Here is an 18,990-nt window from a genome sequence, read left to right as displayed (position 1 = left end):
ACCTCATTCTCCCTATTGTTTACTTCCTGTTTCATTTCATACTGGAAGCTTCCTTGTTTTCCATATACCCTGACGATTGCCGGGGTGAAACAATGACGCCCGAACCTCCATCATGTAAGACAGAGCGTCCGGGCGTCATTATAGGCATTATGCTAACGTTTCATATGTGCTCCGCTGCGGCGAAGCGCGTCCTGATGTTCTGCTTCGCCACGCAATAGCTTAGCTGATTCCTTCAACGATTGCGCCGATGTTAATGAACTGTATTGTATCGCCAATTGATGTAAAGACTGCCGCACGATATAACTCCTTTTAGAGGTTGTTCAAAAAGTCCCTTTTGATCACGAAGATCATCCGGCAGCTTGAACACACACTTTTTGTAACAAGACTTATTTCATATCGCACTATTAGTATGGGCGGTTCCTTTGTTCATTAATCATGGCACGTTCCCTTATCATTAAGCTCAGCCTTGGCTGTCGATAATAAGAGTAACCGGCCCCCAGTTAGTGAAGCTGACATCCATCATCGCGCCGAAACGGCCAGTCTCTACCGTCAGGCCTAAAGAACGCAGCCGTTCGTTAAATAGCTCGTAGAACCGTTCCGCTTGATCCGGTCTGGCCGCAGACATGAAATTCGGTCGTCTCCCTTTGCGGCAGTCCCCATATAACGTAAATTGGGAAACGGAAAGAATGGCGCCGTTCACATCTTGAACAGAGAAATTCATCTTCTCCTCTTCATCCTCAAAAATACGCAGACCGGCCACCTTGTCCGCCATCCAGTTCACATCCTGTTCCGTATCCTCATGCGTTATGCCTACGAGCAGCATAAGTCCTTCTGCAATCTGACCTACCATTTCATCACCCACAGTGACGCGGGCTTCTTTGCACCGTTGTACAACGACTTTCACCTTTGTTCCTCCTTATGAAAAAAAAGCAGCGAATTATTGCATAATTCGCTGCACCGTGTATACATCCTTTACTCGTTTAATCTTCTCGACGACAGCTTGAAGATGATCTGTGTTCCGAATGAGAATCGTCATATGGATCATCGCCAGCTTGTTGCGGTCGGACCGACCAGATACTGCGGCGATATTCGTTTTGCTCTCTGATACAGCCTGCAGCACCTCATTTAGAAATCCGCGCCGATCCATCCCTGTAATCTCGATATCGACGCTATAATTCGCCTCGACTGATTCGCCCCAGGCCACGTCAATGATTCGTTCCGCTTCTTCCCCATCCGCTGTCGTAGGGATATTCAAGCAGTCCGCACGATGTACCGATACGCCGCGTCCACGCGTCACATACCCAACAATATCATCGCCGGGCACCGGATTGCAGCAACGGGCAAAGCGGACAAGCAAATTATCGATGCCTCTGACGCTGACGCCATGGGTCGGCCGGGATTTGCGTTCCGACTCTTTCTTGACTTCCTTCACTTCGTGCGTCAGTTCAATCTGATTCGCTTCCTCTGCTTCCTTGCGCAGCTTCTCCGTCAAGCGCGTACAGATTTGCGCTGCCGTAATGCCGCCGAAGCCGATGGCTGACATCATATCCTCAATATCGTTAAACGAGAATTTCTTCGCTGATTCGAGCAATTTGTCATCGGACATCCAAGCAGGCGGCTCTAAGCCGAGTCGTTTTAACTCGCGCTCAATCATGTCGCGCCCTTTTTGCACATTTTCTTCACGCTTCTCTTTTTTGAACCATTGCTTAATTTTCGAGCGCGCATGCGAGGATTGAGCAATTTTGACCCAGTCCGAGCTTGGACCGTACGAATGCTTCGACGTTAAAATTTCAATGATATCTCCGGTCTTTAGCTTATGATCAAGCGGTACGATTCGACCATTCACCTTGGCGCCAATCGTGCGGTTCCCGACCTCGGTATGAATGCGGTAGGCGAAATCAAGCGGCACCGATCCAGTCGGAAGCTCGATAACCTCTCCCTTCGGTGTGAAGACGAATACCGAGTCCGAGAAGAAATCCATCTTGAGCGATTCGACAAATTCCTGCGCATCCTTCGTCTCCTGCTGTAAATCCAGGATTTCACGCAAAAACGTCATCTTTTCTTCAAAGCTGCCCCCTATGGAAGTATTTCCTTCTTTATAGGCCCAGTGGGCAGCAATCCCGTATTCTGCCGTGCGATGCATTTCCCATGTGCGAATCTGCACCTCTGTCGGCTCTCCTGTCGGGCCGATGACCGTCGTATGAAGCGACTGGTACATATTTGCCTTCGGCATTGCAATATAGTCCTTAAAGCGGCCAGGCATCGGCTTCCACAGCGTATGGATGATGCCAAGCGTCGCGTAACAGTCTTTAATGTTATCGACAATAATCCTAATCGCCAATAAATCATAAATTTCATTAAACTGCTTATTTTTTGCAGTCATTTTCTTATAAACGCTATAAATATGCTTCGGCCTTCCAGACAAATCAGCCGTAATTCCCATCTCATCCAGCTTCTCTTTGATGCGAGCGATAACGTCGGAAATATACTGCTCTCGTTCGGCACGTTTCTTATGCATTAAATTCGCGATGCGGTAATACTGCTGCGGATTCAAGTAACGAAGCGCAATATCTTCCATTTCCCATTTGATCGCAGATATCCCGAGTCGGTGAGCGATCGGGCAGAAGATTTCCAATGTCTCATACGCGATACGGCGCTGGCTTTCTTCTGACTGATACTTCAACGTGCGCATATTGTGCAGCCGATCCGCCAGCTTGATGACAATAACGCGGATATCCTTCGCCATGGCGATGAACATTTTGCGATAGTTCTCGTTCTGCTGTTCCTCTTTGGATCGGAACTGAATGCGTTCCAGCTTCGTCAAACCGTCGACAAGCATCGCACAGGTTTCCCCGAACTTCGCATGCACTTCCTCCAGCGACACAGACGTATCCTCAACGACATCGTGCAACAGCGCTGCCACGGCGGAGGTTGGATCCATCTGCATGTTCACAACAATATCTGCGACCGCCAGTGGATGCAATATATAAGGTTCACCAGACTTCCGAACTTGTCCGGAATGCGCTCTGTCGGCAAATTCGTAAGCTTCGTGAATACGCTGCAGGTCCGGGTCTTTCATATAGGTCGAAGCCTTCATTAATAATTGCTCGATGCCCATTGGAGTCGTTTCGATTCCTTTCTACATCCGGGGCTGTACCCCTAGACTACAGATTATCCTATAATTATGCCTTTATTCGGTGTCTCCCGTCAATGGTCTCGAAATTGCTTTGTCAATGTCCGATGTCCATTGCTGTCAAACTTTGATAAAGAAACGTATTTTTTTATATACATGTTACTTTTTTATCGATATCGTAAAATTTGTTGTTGAAATGAAACCCTAACAACATGTAAATTATATAGTTGGGTCTGAAACTTCATTGTGCGGCCAATTACAATTACATATTAAAGGAGTGCATTCGCCTTGCAACGCGAAATTCAAGTGCATGAGAAACCGGGCCTCGCCCCGGGACTGCTGCTTAGCATTCAACATCTGTTCGCCATGTTCGGCTCAACCGTTCTCGTACCCAACCTATTCCACATCGATCCGGGTATCGTACTGCTTATGAACGGCCTTGGCACCCTGTTCTATCTCGTCTTATGCCGCGGTCTCATCCCCGCTTATCTGGGATCGAGCTTCGCCTTCATCTCCCCGGTGACCGTCGTACTGGCCGGGAAGACTGAGAACTACGCACAGGCGCTCGGCGGATTTATCGTATCCGGAATCATCTTCATTCTCGTGGCGTTAATCGTCAAATGGGTTGGCACGCGCTGGCTGGATGTTCTGTTCCCTCCTGCAGCCATGGGCGCAATTGTAGCCGTTATCGGTCTGGAACTCGTGCCGGTCGCTGCTGGCATGTCGGGACTCATTCCGGCCAGTCCGGATGCGCCGCTAGATTCGACTGCTATCACTCTCGCGCTGATCACGCTCGGGACAACGATAATCGGGAACGTCATGTTCCGTGGCTTCTTTAAAATCATTCCTGTGCTCATTGGAATTATAACTGGATATGTCGTCGCGTACTTTATGGGAGAAGTTAAAATGAGCCTCGTTGCAGAAGCCGCCTTCTTTAAAACGCCGACATTTACGTTCCCTGAGTGGAATTTGACGGCAATTGCCATCATCATACCTGCCGCGCTCGTCGTCGTCGTCGAGCATATCGGTCACTTGATGGTGACAAGCAATATCGTAGGCAGAGACTTGTCCAAGGATCCGGGATTGCACCGCTCCTTGCTTGGCAACGGGGTTTCCACCGTTATTTCCGGCTTCCTTGGCTCCACGCCAAATACGACGTATGGAGAGAACATTGGCGTCATGGCGCTGACACGTGTCTACTCGGTGTGGGTTATCGGCGGAGCGGCCGTATTTGCCGTGCTGATGTCGTTCTTCGGCAAGGTATCTGCGCTTATCGCCAACATTCCGGTTCCGGTCATGGGCGGCGTATCACTCTTGCTGTTCGGGGTCATCGCAGCTTCAGGCCTGCGTGTGCTGGTCGATTCTAAAGTTGACTTCAGCAAGCCTAAAAACCTGCTCTTGACGACGCTTGTTATCGTCATTGGCATTAGTGGTGCGAAGCTGCAGCTCGGTGCCGTCGAATTGAAAGGAATGGCGCTTGCGACCGTGCTCGCTATCTTCCTGAACTTGTTCTTCATCATCATCGACAAGCTTCGCCTGTCTAACGAATAGCGACAGCTAATAACTTGTTGGAACACTCACTTAGAGAAAATCCCCTTGGAACACGGTTCCAAGGGGATTTTGTTTAGGTCGGATTAATACGTGAGAAGCGTGAACACATCAATATCCTTCAGCTTGTCCCGACCGTTCAAGTAGCTAAGCTCGATCAAGAACAATGCGCCTACGACTTCGCCGCCCAATTGGCGAACCAAGTCGATGGAAGTGGAAATCGTACCGCCGGTAGCGAGCAAATCATCGGCGATAAGCACTTTCTGACCCGGTTGAATCGCATCTTTGTGCATCGCCAGCTTGTCTTTGCCGTACTCCAGATTATATCCGGCTTCAATCGTGTCGCCTGGCAGCTTCCCGCTCTTGCGAATAGGCACAAAGCCAGCTCCGATGGACAAGGCGAGCGGCGCGCCTACAACAAACCCGCGCGCTTCCGGACCAGCAACCAGATCGATTTGCTTATCCTTGACCAATTCTTTCATCGCTGCGATCGAAGCTTGATAAGCTGGACCGTCCTTGAGCAGCGTTGTAATGTCCTTGAAGCTGATTCCCGGTTGTGGAAAGTCAGGGATGACACGAATGTACGATTTAAAATCCATACGAATTCCTCCTAAATTGGTTATACACCGCGCACACGGTCCCAGCATGACCAGAGCCAAGCCGCAAAAGCCTCTGTCGCTGGTTCATACCAACGACTTTCCCAGGCGGAGGCAATCATCCAATCCTGATAGCGCTGCGATTGTTCAAGTGAAGTCTTCTGAGGCTGCTCCACGATGCGATAGGTTACTTTTTCTTGAGATAATATACATGTTATAAAGTCCAAATCTTGAAATACAGCGAACAGGAGCAACAGTTCTCTATCGCTCATGTTCAATCGAGAGGCAAGTGACTGTAATAGTGCCGGTTCGGTGTCCCATGTTGCCAATCGTCTCAATTCACTATAAGCGCGAGCGATGCGTTCCCGTTCAGGCGAGTGCAGCCGTCCTCCCTCCGGTTGCCGGGGCAGGATGACATATATTCTTTCGACGTCCGGCAGCTGCAGGGCCACTCGTTCGAATTCTTCCTCGCTTGGCGGCATGCCGCAGATGACTAGTTCTCGCACATGGCTTGACAGGTCGGCAACGAATGCATCGTCCGCTTTCCAACCCCAGGCACCCGGAATAATGACAGGTCCCTTCTCCTCATCGCTGTACAGCCATACATACGGCTCGGCTGCATATACACCCGCCTGCTCCCGTGTCAAGACAAGAGCGCATGATTGCGGCGCGTCCTGTTCTAATATTCTAGCCAACTCAACTGCCTTATCCACAGCATTGGAGGTGGCTCGCATATCGAACAATTGCCGCTCTGCAATGCGAATATCCTGCATCATAAGTTGAGGCTTGCGCTGGCCGTTCCATTCGTTTACCGACAGTTCGCCAAGCACATCTGCCCTCACATCGGAGGCGATTCGATGCGACAAGCTGCCGCGATGAAAAGCTACCGCATCCAATGTAGCACGGTCTTTCGCCAACATCAACTTCAAATGTTGACCTTCTTTACCCATCGTCCGCTTATCGCGCACGATCGCATTGCGAATGACGACACGAGGGCTTGGATTGCCCATTCCGAATGGAGCGAGACGTTCCAACTGCTCAATCTCGGATAGCGGAACGTCTGACACTTCACATTCCGCGTCCACTTCCACGCTAGGCATGAAGTGTTCTTCCTTCAGCTTCGCTTGAGCTGACTCATTCAAGCATCGTTCCAGTTCCTCAAGCTTATCCTGATGGAGCGTCATACCCGCTGCAGCCTGATGGCCTCCGTAATGCTCGAACAGCTCGGCGCAGTCGGTCATCGCTTCATACAGGTCAAATCCGGGGATGGATCGGGCTGAACCTTTACACATACCGCTCTCTGGATCAATACCTAACACGAATGTAGGCCGATAATATCGCTCTAATATTTTAGAAGCGACAATACCGATGACTCCAACATTCCATCCTGCGGCTGCAAGCACGATGACGTGAGGAACGCCTTCTCTCTGTTCTATCTTTTTTTCCAGTTGGGCTTCCGCTTCCTTCACGATACTTTCCACAATCTTTTGCCGCTCCCGATTCAGCCGATCGAGCTCTTCCGCGCACGCTTGGGCCGTCTCGTCATCATCCGTCGTCAAAAGCTGTACTGCCGTATCCGCATGATCGAGCCGTCCGCTGGCATTGATTCGCGGCGCCATCGAGAAGGCGATATCTGTCGATGTTACATGGTTCGGTTCGATACCGCCGATTCTCATTAAGGCTCGTATCCCCGTATAATCGGAACGACCCATACGTTTCAACGCTTTTTGGACAATGATCCGGTTCTCATCGATAAGCGGCATCAGATCCGCCACCGTGCCGATGGCAGCCAGCTCCAGCCATTCCTCTGGCAAGCGTCCAAGCAGTGCATGAGCGACTTTAAAGGCAACTCCTACGCCTGCTAATCCTTTGAACGGATACGTGCAGTATGGAAGCTTCGGATTAACGAGAACGTAAGCGTCAGGAAGTTGTTCCGGCGGCTCATGATGGTCCGTGACAACGACATCAATGCTTAACTCCTTGGCGTATGCAACTTCTTCGAGGGCGCTTATTCCCGTATCGACAGTGACGATGAGCGTACAGCCTGCCGCTTTCGCGTGATCGATCGCTGCCTTATTCAAGCCGTAACCTTCGTTGGCCCGATGCGGAATGTAGTAATCAAAGTTCGCCTGCAAATGACGCATCACATAAATCATCAATGAGGTGCTCGACACCCCGTCTGCATCGTAATCCCCATAAATGCGAATTCGTTCATTATTGGCAATTGCTTGTCGAATCCGTTCCACTGCCATTTCCATACCGGCCATAAGGAACGGATTGTGCATAAGTTCAACATCAGCATTTAGAAAACGATGAATCTGCTCCGTATCTTCTACCCCGCGCACCATGAACATACGCGCCAGCAGCTTCGAAATATTGGCTTCGCGCGCCAACTGTTCAACGCGGGCTTCCGATGTTTCCGCACAGATCCACCGCGAGCGTGGATGAAGCATCCTTCCTCTCCTTTATCAACATCTATTGCAATAAGGTTGTCGTGTCCTCCCGGACTTGATCCTGCATTCGGTAAGGATACCCAGGATCGAACGGATTCACATGAACAAAGACATCGGCAACGTGTAAAAAGCGCTGCAGCAAATGATTTTTGACCCGCTTGGCGATCATATGTCCTTCAGCTACCGTCATGCGCGGGTTTACGCTTATTTTAACATCTACGATGACGTAATGACCATGCTCCCGTGCGCGCAGCTCATCAACGGTAATAACACCATCGACCGTTTGCACCGCACGGATGAGCGGATTAGCTTCTTCGTCGTGAAGGACATGATCCATCGTCGAATGGATGGAATCCATGACAAGTTTATAGCCCATATGCAATACTAGTACAGCAACAGCGGCACCCGCAGCAGGGTCCATATACAGCAGCCAACCAATGTTGAGCTGCCCCCCAATCATCGCTGCACCGACTCCGATTAACGCCGCGATGGACGAATACACGTCCGAGCGATGCTCCCATGCATTCGCGATAAGAGCTTGGGAAGAGAGTCTTTTGCCTAAACGATATTTATACTGGAACATTCCTTCTTTGGCCACAATGGATAACATAATTGCCGCGAGTGCATACCATTTCGGTATTTCCACTTGTCCGTTCCAAATCGATTTGACCGCAGAAATCGCCAGTTCAAGTCCAACGACAAGAAGCAATACCGAGACGATAATGGCCGCAATCGATTCCGCTTTTCCATGTCCGTAGGGATGATCCTTATCCGGCGGACGCTTGGCTGCCTTCAAGCCAATGAGCACGGCAAAGGAGCCTGCTACATCGGAGGCGGAGTGGAATGCATCAGCGATAAGTGCTTGACTTCCGGACAAAAAGCCGGCAGCTCCTTTCACTGCAGCAAGAACGACATTTCCGATGATCCCTATCCATGCACCTGTCTCAGCTTTGGCAAAACGGTCAGTAGACATTTACATCCCTCGTTTGTATCACATTATGTCTGTGGCGTTGGCAGCTTGATCTTCAACCGATGAGAGGCACGCTGCCGCACAACGCCAAAGCCGCGTCACAAACGGACGCGGCTTTATCGTATGTTTCTTTCCTCCCAAATATGAGAAGAAACGAAAATTTTTGCTATTTCACGCAAGTGAAATAGGCAGCATTGACTTCGCAATTATGTTATTGTGCTTGCTGTGTCTTGGTAGATGCCTTCGGTTTCTTTTTCTCCTTGCTCTTCAGTACAACCCAGAGCGGGCTCGCGATGAAGATGGAGGAGTACGCACCGAATCCCAAGCCGAACAGAATCGCCAGTGAGAACATGCGAATCGATTCACTGCCGAAGATGAACAAGCAGAGTGCCGCAACCAGCACGGTCAACACCGTATTAATAGAACGAGTCAGCGTCTGATAGATGCTGTCATTGACCAAGTGTGCCAGGTCATGAATGTTTTTAACTTTTGAAAACCGCAGATTTTCTCGTATACGGTCAAAAATAACGATTGTATCGTTGATCGAATAACCGATAATCGTCAGAATCGCAATGATGAACGGCAGGTTAACCTCAAGCCTGAGAATTGAGAACAAGCTGATAACCATGAATGCGTCATGCAGCAGGGCTACAACCGCCGAGACCGCAAAGCGCCATTCGAACCGGATGCTGACGTAAAGAATAATTCCTAAGCTGGCAATCCCGACAGCAAGCAGTGCGTTGCGCTGCAGCTCACGTGCGATCTCAACGTCAACTGTACTGATTTCGAAGGAAGCCCCGGGATCAATCTTGTTGAAATCAGCTTTAAACTGCTTCTCTTGCGGCTCGGTCAACACTTCGCTAAAGCGAATGGTCATCCGTTCGGCCCCCGTCGTAATAATGGGTTCCTTCTTGAAATCATACGATTTCAACAAATCGTCAACCTGAGTCTTCTCTATCGTCTTCGTCGAAGTGATATCCACATTCGTGCCCGAACTGAAGTCAACGCCGTAGTTCAAGCCAAATACGCCGAGTGATACCGCCCCAAGAATCGTAATGACGATGGAAAAAATAAAGAAATACTTGCTGGAATGAACAAAGTTGAATGTTCCCTTAAAGCGCACGGATTTCACTCTCCTTTACGCCGAAATATCCCGGTTTGGTCAACACATGTGCTTTCACAAGCATGTGCAGGAAAATACGGGAGAGGAACACGTTCGTAAAGATACTGACGATAACAGTCATCATCAATATGAGCGCGAAGCCCTTAACTTGGCTTTCTCCAAGAACGTACATTACGACACCAGCAATAATCGTCGTGATGTTCGCATCCATAATCGTACGGAAGGAGTTCTTGGAACCGGCTTTCATGGAAGAGTTAATCGATTTGCCGCTGCGAAGCTCTTCCTTAATCCGTTCGTACGTAATAATATTGGCATCCACGGCCATCCCGAGCCCCAAAATAAATGCCGCAATCCCCGGCAACGTTAGCGTAATCTCGGATAGCCAGAACACGATGAGCAGCATCCACGTGAACAGGATAAGCGAGAAGCTTGCGATAACGCCAGGCAAGCGATACACGATCAGCATAAATAGAAGGATAAGCGCTGTGCCGATTAAGCCCGCTTTCACGGTCTGATCGAGTGACAATTTACCGAGTGTTGCAGCAACGCTTTGCGAGTATTTCTCGGTCAGCTTCAGCGGCAACGCCCCTAAATTAATCGTATCCCGAAGCTCGTTCGCTTCCTCGTTCGTGCGTTGACCCGTAATGGTTGCTTCCCCACCTGAAATTTCGTAGCTGACTGCCGGATCGGAAATCAAATGCTCGTCCATGAAAATGGCAAGGCGATTCCGTTGTTCTGGTGCCAAGGAAGCCAACCGTTTCGTAATTTCCGAGAACTTGCTGGCATCCTTCAGTTTAATCGCTACGATCGGCTGCTGGAGATCATTGAACACAACGCTTGCTCCACCTTCTACAAAGTCCGTACCTTTCAACTCCACTTTGCAGTAATCCGTCGCTTCTTTACAACCGTCAGAGCTGCGGAATGTCAGCACGGAAGGTTCTTTCAATCTTTTGCGTACTTCCTCTTCGTTTTTTACGTCGGCAATTTTTACGCGGATGCGATCCGAACCTTCAATCGTAATTTCCGGTTCACTAGTTCCTGTCGCGTTAATCCGCTTGTCTAAGCTTTTTGCCGTTTGTCTCAGCGCCTCAGATGTAATCTTCCCGCCCGGTTCAAGTGGCGATGCTTGATATAAAATCTCAAATCCGCCCTTTAAATCGAGTCCGAGACGTATGTTGTTGACGATCGAAGGGCTAGTCCAAACAATAACGCCTAGCGATACAACAACGATGAGCAGGAATGCGAGCACCCTTTTCATATCGTCCCAAGTCCCCTTTCATATTCAATATTCCTATTATATCGGCGGTCATTTTTCGAGTCAATTTTACGGATCATGGCGATAACGGGATTCACTGTGCTCTTGTACCGTTGTACATACTGTTTCCACGCTATTTTCATGGAAAAAATTATTATTTTTGTTTGCAGAAGAAAAGCTCCTTATCGGAGCATGATGAGCTGCGTTTCTGTTTTACATAGTTAGCTTTCACCTATATTAGTTCGAGATAAAAGGTTTTTTGAACAACCTCCATTAAATGGGTTCCCCCCGGAAAGCCGCCATGGTCATATAGTTCATAAATTGCGTTGATTTTAAAGACAGTATGTCATTCACGACGCGATGCAGCGCCGGCTTGTCATTATTTTTTTTATACTTTGCACTGACGCATTCCCATACATCTTCTCCCGTTACGTACTCATAGCCAAGCAGCCTTAGCTCTTCCGCCTTACTGATGCAGCACAGTTCGATAGCCTCAATGCGCTCTTGTTCTGTACACAGCTCAGACATGCCGCACATCCCCTTTCTAATTATGACAACATTCGACCTCACTGTGCCGAATTCCTGCTCCACATCTTTTCCAAGCGTAAGAAAAAGAAAACTTGCCTGCAGCGCGACATTCATAGAACGAATCGGCATGGAATAGGGACAACCGCATATCTATGGATATAACAGGTAGACAAGTCCGCTTCGGAAGAGGGATGAACCGTGAAAAAGCAATCGTTTATACAAGGAACGTTAATCTTATTGGCCGCAGGCATCATTAATCGGATTCTCGGGTTTATACCTCGCATTACCCTTCCGCGCATTATCGGGGCAGAAGGAGTAGGCATTTATCAGCTAGGTTATCCGTTTCTTATCGTCATCATTACACTCATTACAGGCGGAGTTCCGCTAGCAGTGGCCAAGCTTATCGCTGAGGCGGATGCTACGGGGGACAAGCAGCGCGTTCGCAAAATTGTAGTGACCGCCATGCAGCTCACTGTTAGCGCTGGTATCATCTTCTCCGTCCTCTACGTCGTGCTGGCCCCATGGATTACGTCCAAGCTGCTGACGGACAGCCGGGTCTATTATACATTTCTCGTGATGACTCCGATCATTGTGTTCGTCGCCATCTCTTCCGTGCTGCGCGGTTATTTTCAAGGCATGCAGAACATGGTCCCCACCGCGATGTCGCAAGTCACGGAGACGCTCATCCGCATTGTCGCCGTCATCGTATTTGCATATATGTTCCTGCCCTATGGCCTCGAGTGGGCTGCCGCTGGCGCCATGGCAGGCGTCGTTGTTGGTGAATTGGGGGGACTGCTCGTGTTAATGTTTCTCATGCGCTCTGCTCGGAAGCAGACCGCAGCGGACGATGAAGTCAAGACAGAGCAGCCTGCTGCAGACCAACGCAGCGAAATGTCACGCCTGCTCCATATTGCGCTGCCTGTGACCGGAGGAAGACTCATCGGCTCCTTGTCCTATTTATTGGAATCCATTACGATTGCGCGAAGCTTAGCCATGGCGGGTGTCGTTACCGCAGTTGCCACCGCTCAATATGGAGCCTTGCAAGGTATGATTATCCCTATACTTACCTTACCAGGCGCATTGACGTATTCTCTGGCTGTCTCCTTGGTCCCTTCTCTGTCTGAGGCATTAGGACGCAAAGATATGGAGACGATTCATAAGCGCATCCATCAAGCGCTGCGGCTCGCTCTGGTCAGCGGCGCTCCGTTTGCCGTCGCCATGTTCGTATTGGCGCTCCCATTATGTGCGCTGCTCTATAACGATGTGAGCGTCGCGCCTATGTTAAAATGGATGGCCCCCATCGCCGTCTTCATTTACTTGCAGGCTCCACTTCAAGCCGCCTTGCAAGCGCTTGAACGTCCCGGCACGGCATTGGTAAATACATTTATCGGAGCAGCGCTGAAGATCATTCTTATCGTCCAGCTTACTTCAAATCCAAGTCTTGGCATCTATGGTGCAGTCATCGCTATATGTATTAATACGGTTGTCGTCACTATGCTTCATGGGATAGGGGTCATTCATCATATAAAGCTCAAAATGCCTTGGATGGACTTTTTAAAAGTAGCTGCTGCGATGATTATTACTGCGGGGTGCATGCAGGCCGTATACACGCACTTTCCTGCAGCTTCGGGGCAATTTTTAGCCAAGTTTATCGTTTCATGCCTAGCTGGGGTGGTCGTTTATCTTCTATTGCTTATCCTGATGCGTCTCATTGATCGCGATGATTTGGCGCGGCTTCCTTTGCTCCGGCAGTGGTTCGCCCCGAAGCCGCACCATAAATAACCTATGCTCGTAGTCAAAAGGGGCTTTTTGGAGAACCTCTTATGGTTGTTTCCGATCGATGAACATATGCCCTTTATGATCAATTGAACAGAAAAATACTTGTTTAAATTCGTTTACACCTTTTAACTGAAGTTGATTTTTCAACCAAAATCGCGTCTTATTAATGCTTTGTAGATTATCATCCTGCACCTTACCGTCCATGATTAGGGGAAGAGGTAAGGTTGCAAACCGAAAGCGATCGGGCTGGGGCAGGGTAGGCTTCTTCTTCTGTTTAGTATTGCTTGAAGCATTTGCAGCGGACGCTTCCGAACTGTCATCACCTGATGTTGAGGAGCCGCTGGACATGCCCATTATATCCAGATAATCCGAATCATCGGCGCCGCTGGACTGCCCGTTGGAGCTGCTGGCATTCTCCGTAAGGAACACGGTCAGCTTCCCCGTTGATTCCAGAATCGCATACTTCACGTCCTCGAAATTATCGATGCCTTGTTCACGCAACTGTTGCATTAAATCATCCAGGTTATACCGTTGCTTACTCATTTCTTTCCGATTTAAATTCCCATTCGCTATTACAATACTCGGGAACCCGTCAAAAAGAAGCCGCAGCCTTCTACTTTTCAACGACATAAAGGACAGACTGATTTGGATGATGATTAACACACCTATGGGCACAAATCCTTCCCAGTAAGGCCGATTCTTGTCCTCAATGACAAATACCGCAACATCAGCAATCATAATGGAAATGACGAGGTCAAATACGGACAGCTTGCCGATTTCCCGTTTTCCCATCAAACGAAGCACGATGAACACCGTAAAATACATGACGACCGTACGAACAACGACGGTCCAGATTTCCATATGTAACACCCTCCTCGCGTACCGATATTGTCGGATTGCGAAAGCCGCATTCATTGGTATTCTGACCGCCGTTTCGCTAAGGCATTCAGCATTTAGTTATTGAAATATTCCCATCCGCTTTCTTCCTGTTGCGCACATCCCTCGAAGAAGGAGGAGTGGAGTTAATACATATCGAGATCAAAAGTTACAGGATGAATAGTAGAATATACACGGTAGAAATGAGTAACGACACGATGGTAATCGGCGCCCCGATCTTCAGGAAATCCATGTAACTGAAGCCGTTGCCTTCGCGCTGCGCCATGCCTGCCACAATAACGTTTGCAGAGGCTCCGATAAGCGTTCCGTTTCCTCCTAAGCAGGCTCCCAGCGCCAATGACCACCAGAGCGGATTTAACTGGTTCGGGTCTGTAATGCCCATTTGTGTACCCACATCCTGAAGCAATGGAATCATCGTTGCGACGAACGGGATATTATCTATCGTTGCCGACGCAATACCCGACACCCACAGTACAAGCATTGAAGTGCTCGTCATATCTCCGTTTGTTATACTAAGCGTCATTTGGGCCAGCTGTTTGATAATGCCTGCTTCAATCAATCCGCCAACGAGGATGAACAAACCGATAAAGAACAGGATAGTGACCCACTCCACTTTGTGCAATGCTTCTTCGAGCTCCTCTTCGTTTTTCAGACCGATGAGCATTAACACTGCAGCTCCTGCCATGGCGACGACAGCTGCTTCTACATGAATGACCGAATGCAGGACGAAGCCAACGATCGTAAGGAGAAGAACCGTCACAGATTTACGCACCAACCGCTTATCAGAAATGTACGACGCCGCTGACAATTCCATCAAAGCATGTCGCTGGCTATCCGATACTTTTAGTTGCTTGCGATAAATAAGAATTAGCATTCCGATGACGGCGACAACGATGACCGCGATAATCGGTGCCAAGTTGGTCAAGAACATATTAAACGTCAAATGCTTATTGGCAGATCCAATCATAATGTTCGGCGGATCGCCGATAAGCGTTGCCGTTCCCCCAATATTTGAAGCAATGACTTCAGCTATCAGAAACGGCACCGGATTGATTTTCAGCATGCGGGTAATGGAGAACGTAATCGGCACCATCAATAAGACAGTCGTTACATTATCCAGAAAGGCTGAGCCCACAGAAGTGAGCAAAAATAAAATAATCAATATGCGAATCGGCCTTCCTTTCGCTTTCTGCGCAGCCTTCACGGCTGCATATTGAAATATCCCGCTCTTGTTCGTAATGCCGACGAGTATCATCATTCCGACAAGCAGGAAAATTGTATTCCACTCAATATAAGTTGTAAATGCTGTATGCACATCTACAATTTGGAGGATTAGCATAGCCACTGCACCGAGCAGAGCGATTATCGCTCGGTTTATTTTTTCCGAAATTATGATGGCATACGAAACCAAAAAAATGATGACCGCTGCGGTCACCTGCCAACTTGCTGCATCTTGTCCCACAAATTCCATCCCTCTCTAGTGAATTGCTTGTTCGAGTATTTCATACTCACTATGGACTTATCGATCACACATTATAACACCCGACTTTTTTTTTCGTCTACGCCTTGTACTATTTCGTACAGCTTGCCCATACGATGATTACTAAACAGTTCCAATTTGGAAAGGGGTTATTGAAATTGAACATGAATGCGATTCAGCGCGTTTCCCACTGGAAAGTTAGTCATCCGTTATTGGCCGGTGTCGTCTATGCCTTTGTGTGGATGGCCTTAGGCGCTTTAGCTTTATCCGTTATGTTATATTCCAGTTCGGCCAGCGAAGATGATATGATAAGCTATACTTATATTGTCCATGCTATCGCTCTTTTTATCGGAGGATGGATTTCTGGACGGCGAAGCGGCAAGAAAGGCTGGTATTATGGCGGGATAACTGGCTTATGCTATTCTATACTCGTTCTGCTTATTGGCTTTCTTGCTATGGACGCAGGGCTTAGCGGCACCAAGCTCCTGCTTGTACTCATTGCTTTTTGCATCGGGGCCTTGGGTGGAATTATCGGTGTAAATATGAGCAGAACGGGCAAATGACCAATTCATATGATTGAATAGGAACATTCGATTCATGTAATCCCCCTCTATTTGTGATATACTATTGAAGTTTAACATTGCAATGTGACAATACTTAGGGGGATTATCATGGTTTTATTCCATTCCATGCAGTCCGTCACGCTCTGGACCGTCGCAGTCGTCATCTTGCTAATTTGGTTCGGTTCGCGCCGACAGCCGTTGGCTGTCGTTAGCGCTTTTGTGAAAGCACTGTGGACTTCTCGTTCGTTCTTGTTTGCCTTTATCGCACTTATTCTTATTCTGATGATAAATGGATGGGAGCTTACGATTGAAAGTTGGCTTAACATTAATTGGGACTTCACAGCCAATATTCATCGCTTGGAAGGACAATTCGTATATAGCGTACAGCAAATATTCAATCACCCGCTTATTACACAAGTTGTGTCTTTTTTCTATATTGTTGTGTTTCAGGCGTTAATTGTAGGTTCGCTCGCCATTTATACAGCCAACGGGAATATGCGCATGGCGCATGCGGTCTGTTATGCAATTATAATTAATTATATTGTAGCCATACCTTTCTACTTATTCTTTCCGGTTAACGAAGTGTGGTCTTACCCGCCAGCAGGCGTCAAGTTCCGCATGTTGGATGTGTTCCCGAGCTTTGAAGAAAGTTACCGCTCCTTATCTGGACTCGATAACTGTTTCCCTAGCTTGCACACTTCCATCTCCGTGACTGTCGCTTTGCTCGCTTCACAGTCCCGTAACCGGCGTTGGTCCATCTTTACGGCTATTAGTGCGATTATTATCGTATTCTCCATCTTCTATCTCGGCATTCATTGGCTGACCGATATGGTGGCTGGAACGATGCTCGCCGTCTTCGCTGCCTGGATGGGCATGAAGTTGGCTGGTGTTCAGATGTTTTGGGGAACGATGCTTCCAACACGACAGAAGCCCTATGCCAAGTCATACCCCAACTCCAAAGAATTGCTATAAGAGCTTTCAAAACGCCTCCCTTTGAACACGAAGGATAACGACTCAAGCAAGCCGGCAGCTTGCTAATGCATCAACAACAAAAAAGCGATGCTCCTATTCAACGGAGTATCGCTTCTTTGTTGATTGCTGCTAAATACCTTATTATGACGCGCTTGAAGTTTCCTCGCTTGTAACAATGTTGCTAATCGCACTGCGGTCAAAAGTCATCTTCGTTACGTCATTGACGCGAAGGACCACGATGTCGTCTGTAATCTCAACAATCGTACCGTGAAGTCCGCCGATCGTGACGATTTTGTCTCCCTTTTTCAATGCAGTAAGCATCGAATTCCGCTGTTTCTGTTTCTTCTGCTGCGGACGGATTAATAAGAAATAAAATACGGCAAACATAGCGATGAAAGGCAATAACATCGCCATAATTCCGCCGCCCCCTGCTGCATCTGCTCCAGCTAATAGCATATGTAATCCCCCTTTCCATAAAATATAAACAATATGTATAGACTCGCTGCTCCGTTACACAATACAAATAATAATACATAATAGGAGCAGTCGCGTCCATTAGAAGCCGCTCTCGTTGCGATCCATCCCATAAGCCTCGAAAAATTCATCCCTGAAGTCGCGGAGACGATCTTCCCGAATAGCTTCACGCACTTGTCGCATCAAATCCAACAAAAAGTGTAAATTATGATACGTTGTCAAGCGAAGTCCGAACGTTTCGTCCGCTTTGATGAGATGGCGTAAATACGCACGCGAGTAGTTGCGGCAGGTGTAACAATTGCACTTCGGATCAAGCGGCCCGAAGTCCCGCGCGAACTTAGCATTGCGTACGACGAGACGTCCTTGACTCGTCATCGTTGTTCCGTTACGAGCAATCCGTGTCGGCAGGACGCAATCGAACATGTCCACTCCGCGCATGGCACCTTCGACAAGCGCATCCGGTGAACCGACGCCCATCAAATATCGTGGTTTAAGAGCAGGCAATAGCGGCATCGTGTAATCAAGCACATCATACATAAGATGTTTTGGCTCTCCTACGCTCAATCCACCAATAGCATACCCCGGGAAATCCATCGAAGTCAAATCCATAGCGCTCTGACGACGCAAATCCTCAAACATGCCTCCTTGCACAATAGCGAACAGCGCTTGATCATGTGGACGAGAATGACTGTTCAAGCATCTTTCGGCCCAACGTGTCGTACGCTCCAATGATTGCTTCACATAGGCATGCTCGGCAGGATAAGGTGCGCACTCGTCAAAAGCCATCATAATATCTGAACCGAGTGCATTTTGAATTTCCATCGCTTTCTCCGGAGAAATAAATAGCTTGTCCCCGCTTAGATGAGAACGGAAATGTACACCCTCTTCTTCAATCTTACGCATGTCGCTCAGACTAAATACTTGAAATCCGCCGCTGTCCGTCAAAATGGCACGGTCCCAGTTCATAAACGAATGGAGACCGCCCGCTTCCTTCACGATGTCGTGTCCCGGACGAAGGAACAGATGGTACGTATTGCTCAAAATAATCTTGGCATCCATATCCTTCAATTCTTCCGGGCTCATTGTCTTTACGGTTGCCTGAGTGCCAACTGGCATAAATATCGGGGTCTCGAACGAGCCGTGCGGCGTATGAACGCGTCCGAGGCGCGCCCCGGTTTGTTTGCATGTCTTAATTAACTCATACGTTACTGCTGCCATG

General features: G+C 48.5%; 17 protein-coding genes. 4 read left to right on the top strand and 13 right to left on the bottom strand.

What is annotated here, in order from left to right; all coding sequences use genetic code 11:
- Positions 1–152: 152 nt before the first annotated feature.
- The 3 genes from M3650_RS12935 to M3650_RS12925 form a co-directional block, all read right to left on the bottom strand.
- Complete coding sequence (locus M3650_RS12935) at positions 153–296, bottom strand: hypothetical protein (RefSeq protein ID WP_233698117.1); 144 nt, start codon at positions 294–296, stop codon at positions 153–155.
- A gap of 164 nt (positions 297–460) precedes the next feature.
- Positions 461–904, bottom strand: a complete 444-nt coding sequence (gene dtd / locus M3650_RS12930; protein WP_251575248.1) for a D-aminoacyl-tRNA deacylase — start codon at positions 902–904, stop codon at positions 461–463.
- A 33-nt stretch (positions 905–937) separates the two neighbouring features.
- Positions 938–3,118, bottom strand: a complete 2,181-nt coding sequence (locus tag M3650_RS12925; RefSeq protein WP_251575244.1) for a RelA/SpoT family protein — start codon at positions 3,116–3,118, stop codon at positions 938–940.
- 303 nt (positions 3,119–3,421) lie between these two features.
- Between M3650_RS12925 and uraA the strand changes: the two genes are divergently transcribed.
- A complete protein-coding gene (gene uraA, locus M3650_RS12920) occupies positions 3,422–4,684 on the top strand; it encodes a uracil permease (RefSeq protein WP_019423650.1) in 1,263 nt (420 codons plus the stop codon).
- An 83-nt stretch (positions 4,685–4,767) separates the two neighbouring features.
- Here the strand turns inward: uraA and M3650_RS12915 are convergent, their stop codons facing one another.
- The 6 genes from M3650_RS12915 to M3650_RS12890 form a co-directional block, all read right to left on the bottom strand.
- Positions 4,768–5,280 carry an adenine phosphoribosyltransferase gene (locus M3650_RS12915; protein WP_251575242.1) on the bottom strand — a complete coding sequence of 171 codons (513 nt, stop codon included), beginning with the start codon at positions 5,278–5,280 and terminating at the stop codon, positions 4,768–4,770.
- Positions 5,281–5,300: 20 nt separating this feature from the next.
- Positions 5,301–7,730 carry a single-stranded-DNA-specific exonuclease RecJ gene (gene recJ, locus M3650_RS12910; protein ID WP_251575233.1) on the bottom strand — a complete coding sequence of 810 codons (2,430 nt, stop codon included), beginning with the start codon at positions 7,728–7,730 and terminating at the stop codon, positions 5,301–5,303.
- A gap of 22 nt (positions 7,731–7,752) precedes the next feature.
- Positions 7,753–8,703, bottom strand: a complete 951-nt coding sequence (locus M3650_RS12905) for a cation diffusion facilitator family transporter (RefSeq protein WP_019423653.1) — start codon at positions 8,701–8,703, stop codon at positions 7,753–7,755.
- Between the two features lie 208 nt (positions 8,704–8,911).
- Entirely contained in the window at positions 8,912–9,823 is a 912-nt protein-coding gene (gene secF, locus M3650_RS12900; protein ID WP_251575231.1) for a protein translocase subunit SecF, read from the bottom strand.
- A complete protein-coding gene (gene secD / locus M3650_RS12895) occupies positions 9,813–11,081 on the bottom strand; it encodes a protein translocase subunit SecD (RefSeq protein ID WP_251575230.1) in 1,269 nt (422 codons plus the stop codon). The genes secF and secD overlap by 11 nt, the downstream gene beginning before the upstream one ends.
- A 270-nt stretch (positions 11,082–11,351) precedes the next feature.
- Positions 11,352–11,606, bottom strand: coding sequence for a post-transcriptional regulator (locus tag M3650_RS12890; protein ID WP_251575228.1), 255 nt, complete (start codon positions 11,604–11,606; stop codon positions 11,352–11,354).
- A 198-nt stretch (positions 11,607–11,804) separates the two neighbouring features.
- Between M3650_RS12890 and spoVB the strand changes: the two genes are divergently transcribed.
- Positions 11,805–13,388, top strand: coding sequence for a stage V sporulation protein B (spoVB, locus tag M3650_RS12885; RefSeq protein ID WP_251575226.1), 1,584 nt, complete (start codon positions 11,805–11,807; stop codon positions 13,386–13,388).
- Between the two features lie 39 nt (positions 13,389–13,427).
- Here the strand turns inward: spoVB and M3650_RS12880 are convergent, their stop codons facing one another.
- Both M3650_RS12880 and M3650_RS12875 read right to left on the bottom strand, forming a co-directional pair.
- Positions 13,428–14,246, bottom strand: a complete 819-nt coding sequence (locus M3650_RS12880) for a DUF421 domain-containing protein (RefSeq protein WP_251575224.1) — start codon at positions 14,244–14,246, stop codon at positions 13,428–13,430.
- Positions 14,247–14,430: 184 nt separating this feature from the next.
- A complete protein-coding gene (locus M3650_RS12875; protein ID WP_251575223.1) occupies positions 14,431–15,753 on the bottom strand; it encodes an ArsB/NhaD family transporter in 1,323 nt (440 codons plus the stop codon).
- A gap of 173 nt (positions 15,754–15,926) precedes the next feature.
- Here M3650_RS12875 and M3650_RS12870 point away from each other — a divergent pair, with 173 nt between their 5' ends.
- Together M3650_RS12870 and M3650_RS12865 are read left to right on the top strand one after the other, a co-directional pair.
- The gene (locus tag M3650_RS12870; protein ID WP_251575222.1) at positions 15,927–16,325 is read left to right on the top strand and encodes a TIGR04086 family membrane protein; all 399 of its coding nucleotides are present in this window, start codon (positions 15,927–15,929) and stop codon (positions 16,323–16,325) included.
- A 108-nt stretch (positions 16,326–16,433) separates the two neighbouring features.
- Positions 16,434–17,297, top strand: a complete 864-nt coding sequence (locus M3650_RS12865; protein WP_251575221.1) for a phosphatase PAP2 family protein — start codon at positions 16,434–16,436, stop codon at positions 17,295–17,297.
- Positions 17,298–17,438: 141 nt separating this feature from the next.
- On the opposite strand, the gene yajC is transcribed toward M3650_RS12865, so the two are convergent.
- Positions 17,439–17,753, bottom strand: a complete 315-nt coding sequence (yajC, locus tag M3650_RS12860; RefSeq protein ID WP_019423663.1) for a preprotein translocase subunit YajC — start codon at positions 17,751–17,753, stop codon at positions 17,439–17,441.
- A 99-nt stretch (positions 17,754–17,852) separates the two neighbouring features.
- Positions 17,853–18,989 carry a tRNA guanosine(34) transglycosylase Tgt gene (gene tgt / locus M3650_RS12855; protein ID WP_019423664.1) on the bottom strand — a complete coding sequence of 379 codons (1,137 nt, stop codon included), beginning with the start codon at positions 18,987–18,989 and terminating at the stop codon, positions 17,853–17,855.
- Position 18,990 lies beyond the last annotated feature (1 nt).

Origin of the sequence: Paenibacillus sp. MER TA 81-3 (assembly GCF_023713585.1) — a bacterium.
Lineage (GTDB): Bacteria > Bacillota > Bacilli > Paenibacillales > Paenibacillaceae > Paenibacillus_B > Paenibacillus_B profundus.
This window is presented reverse-complemented; position numbering and strand designations above follow the sequence as displayed.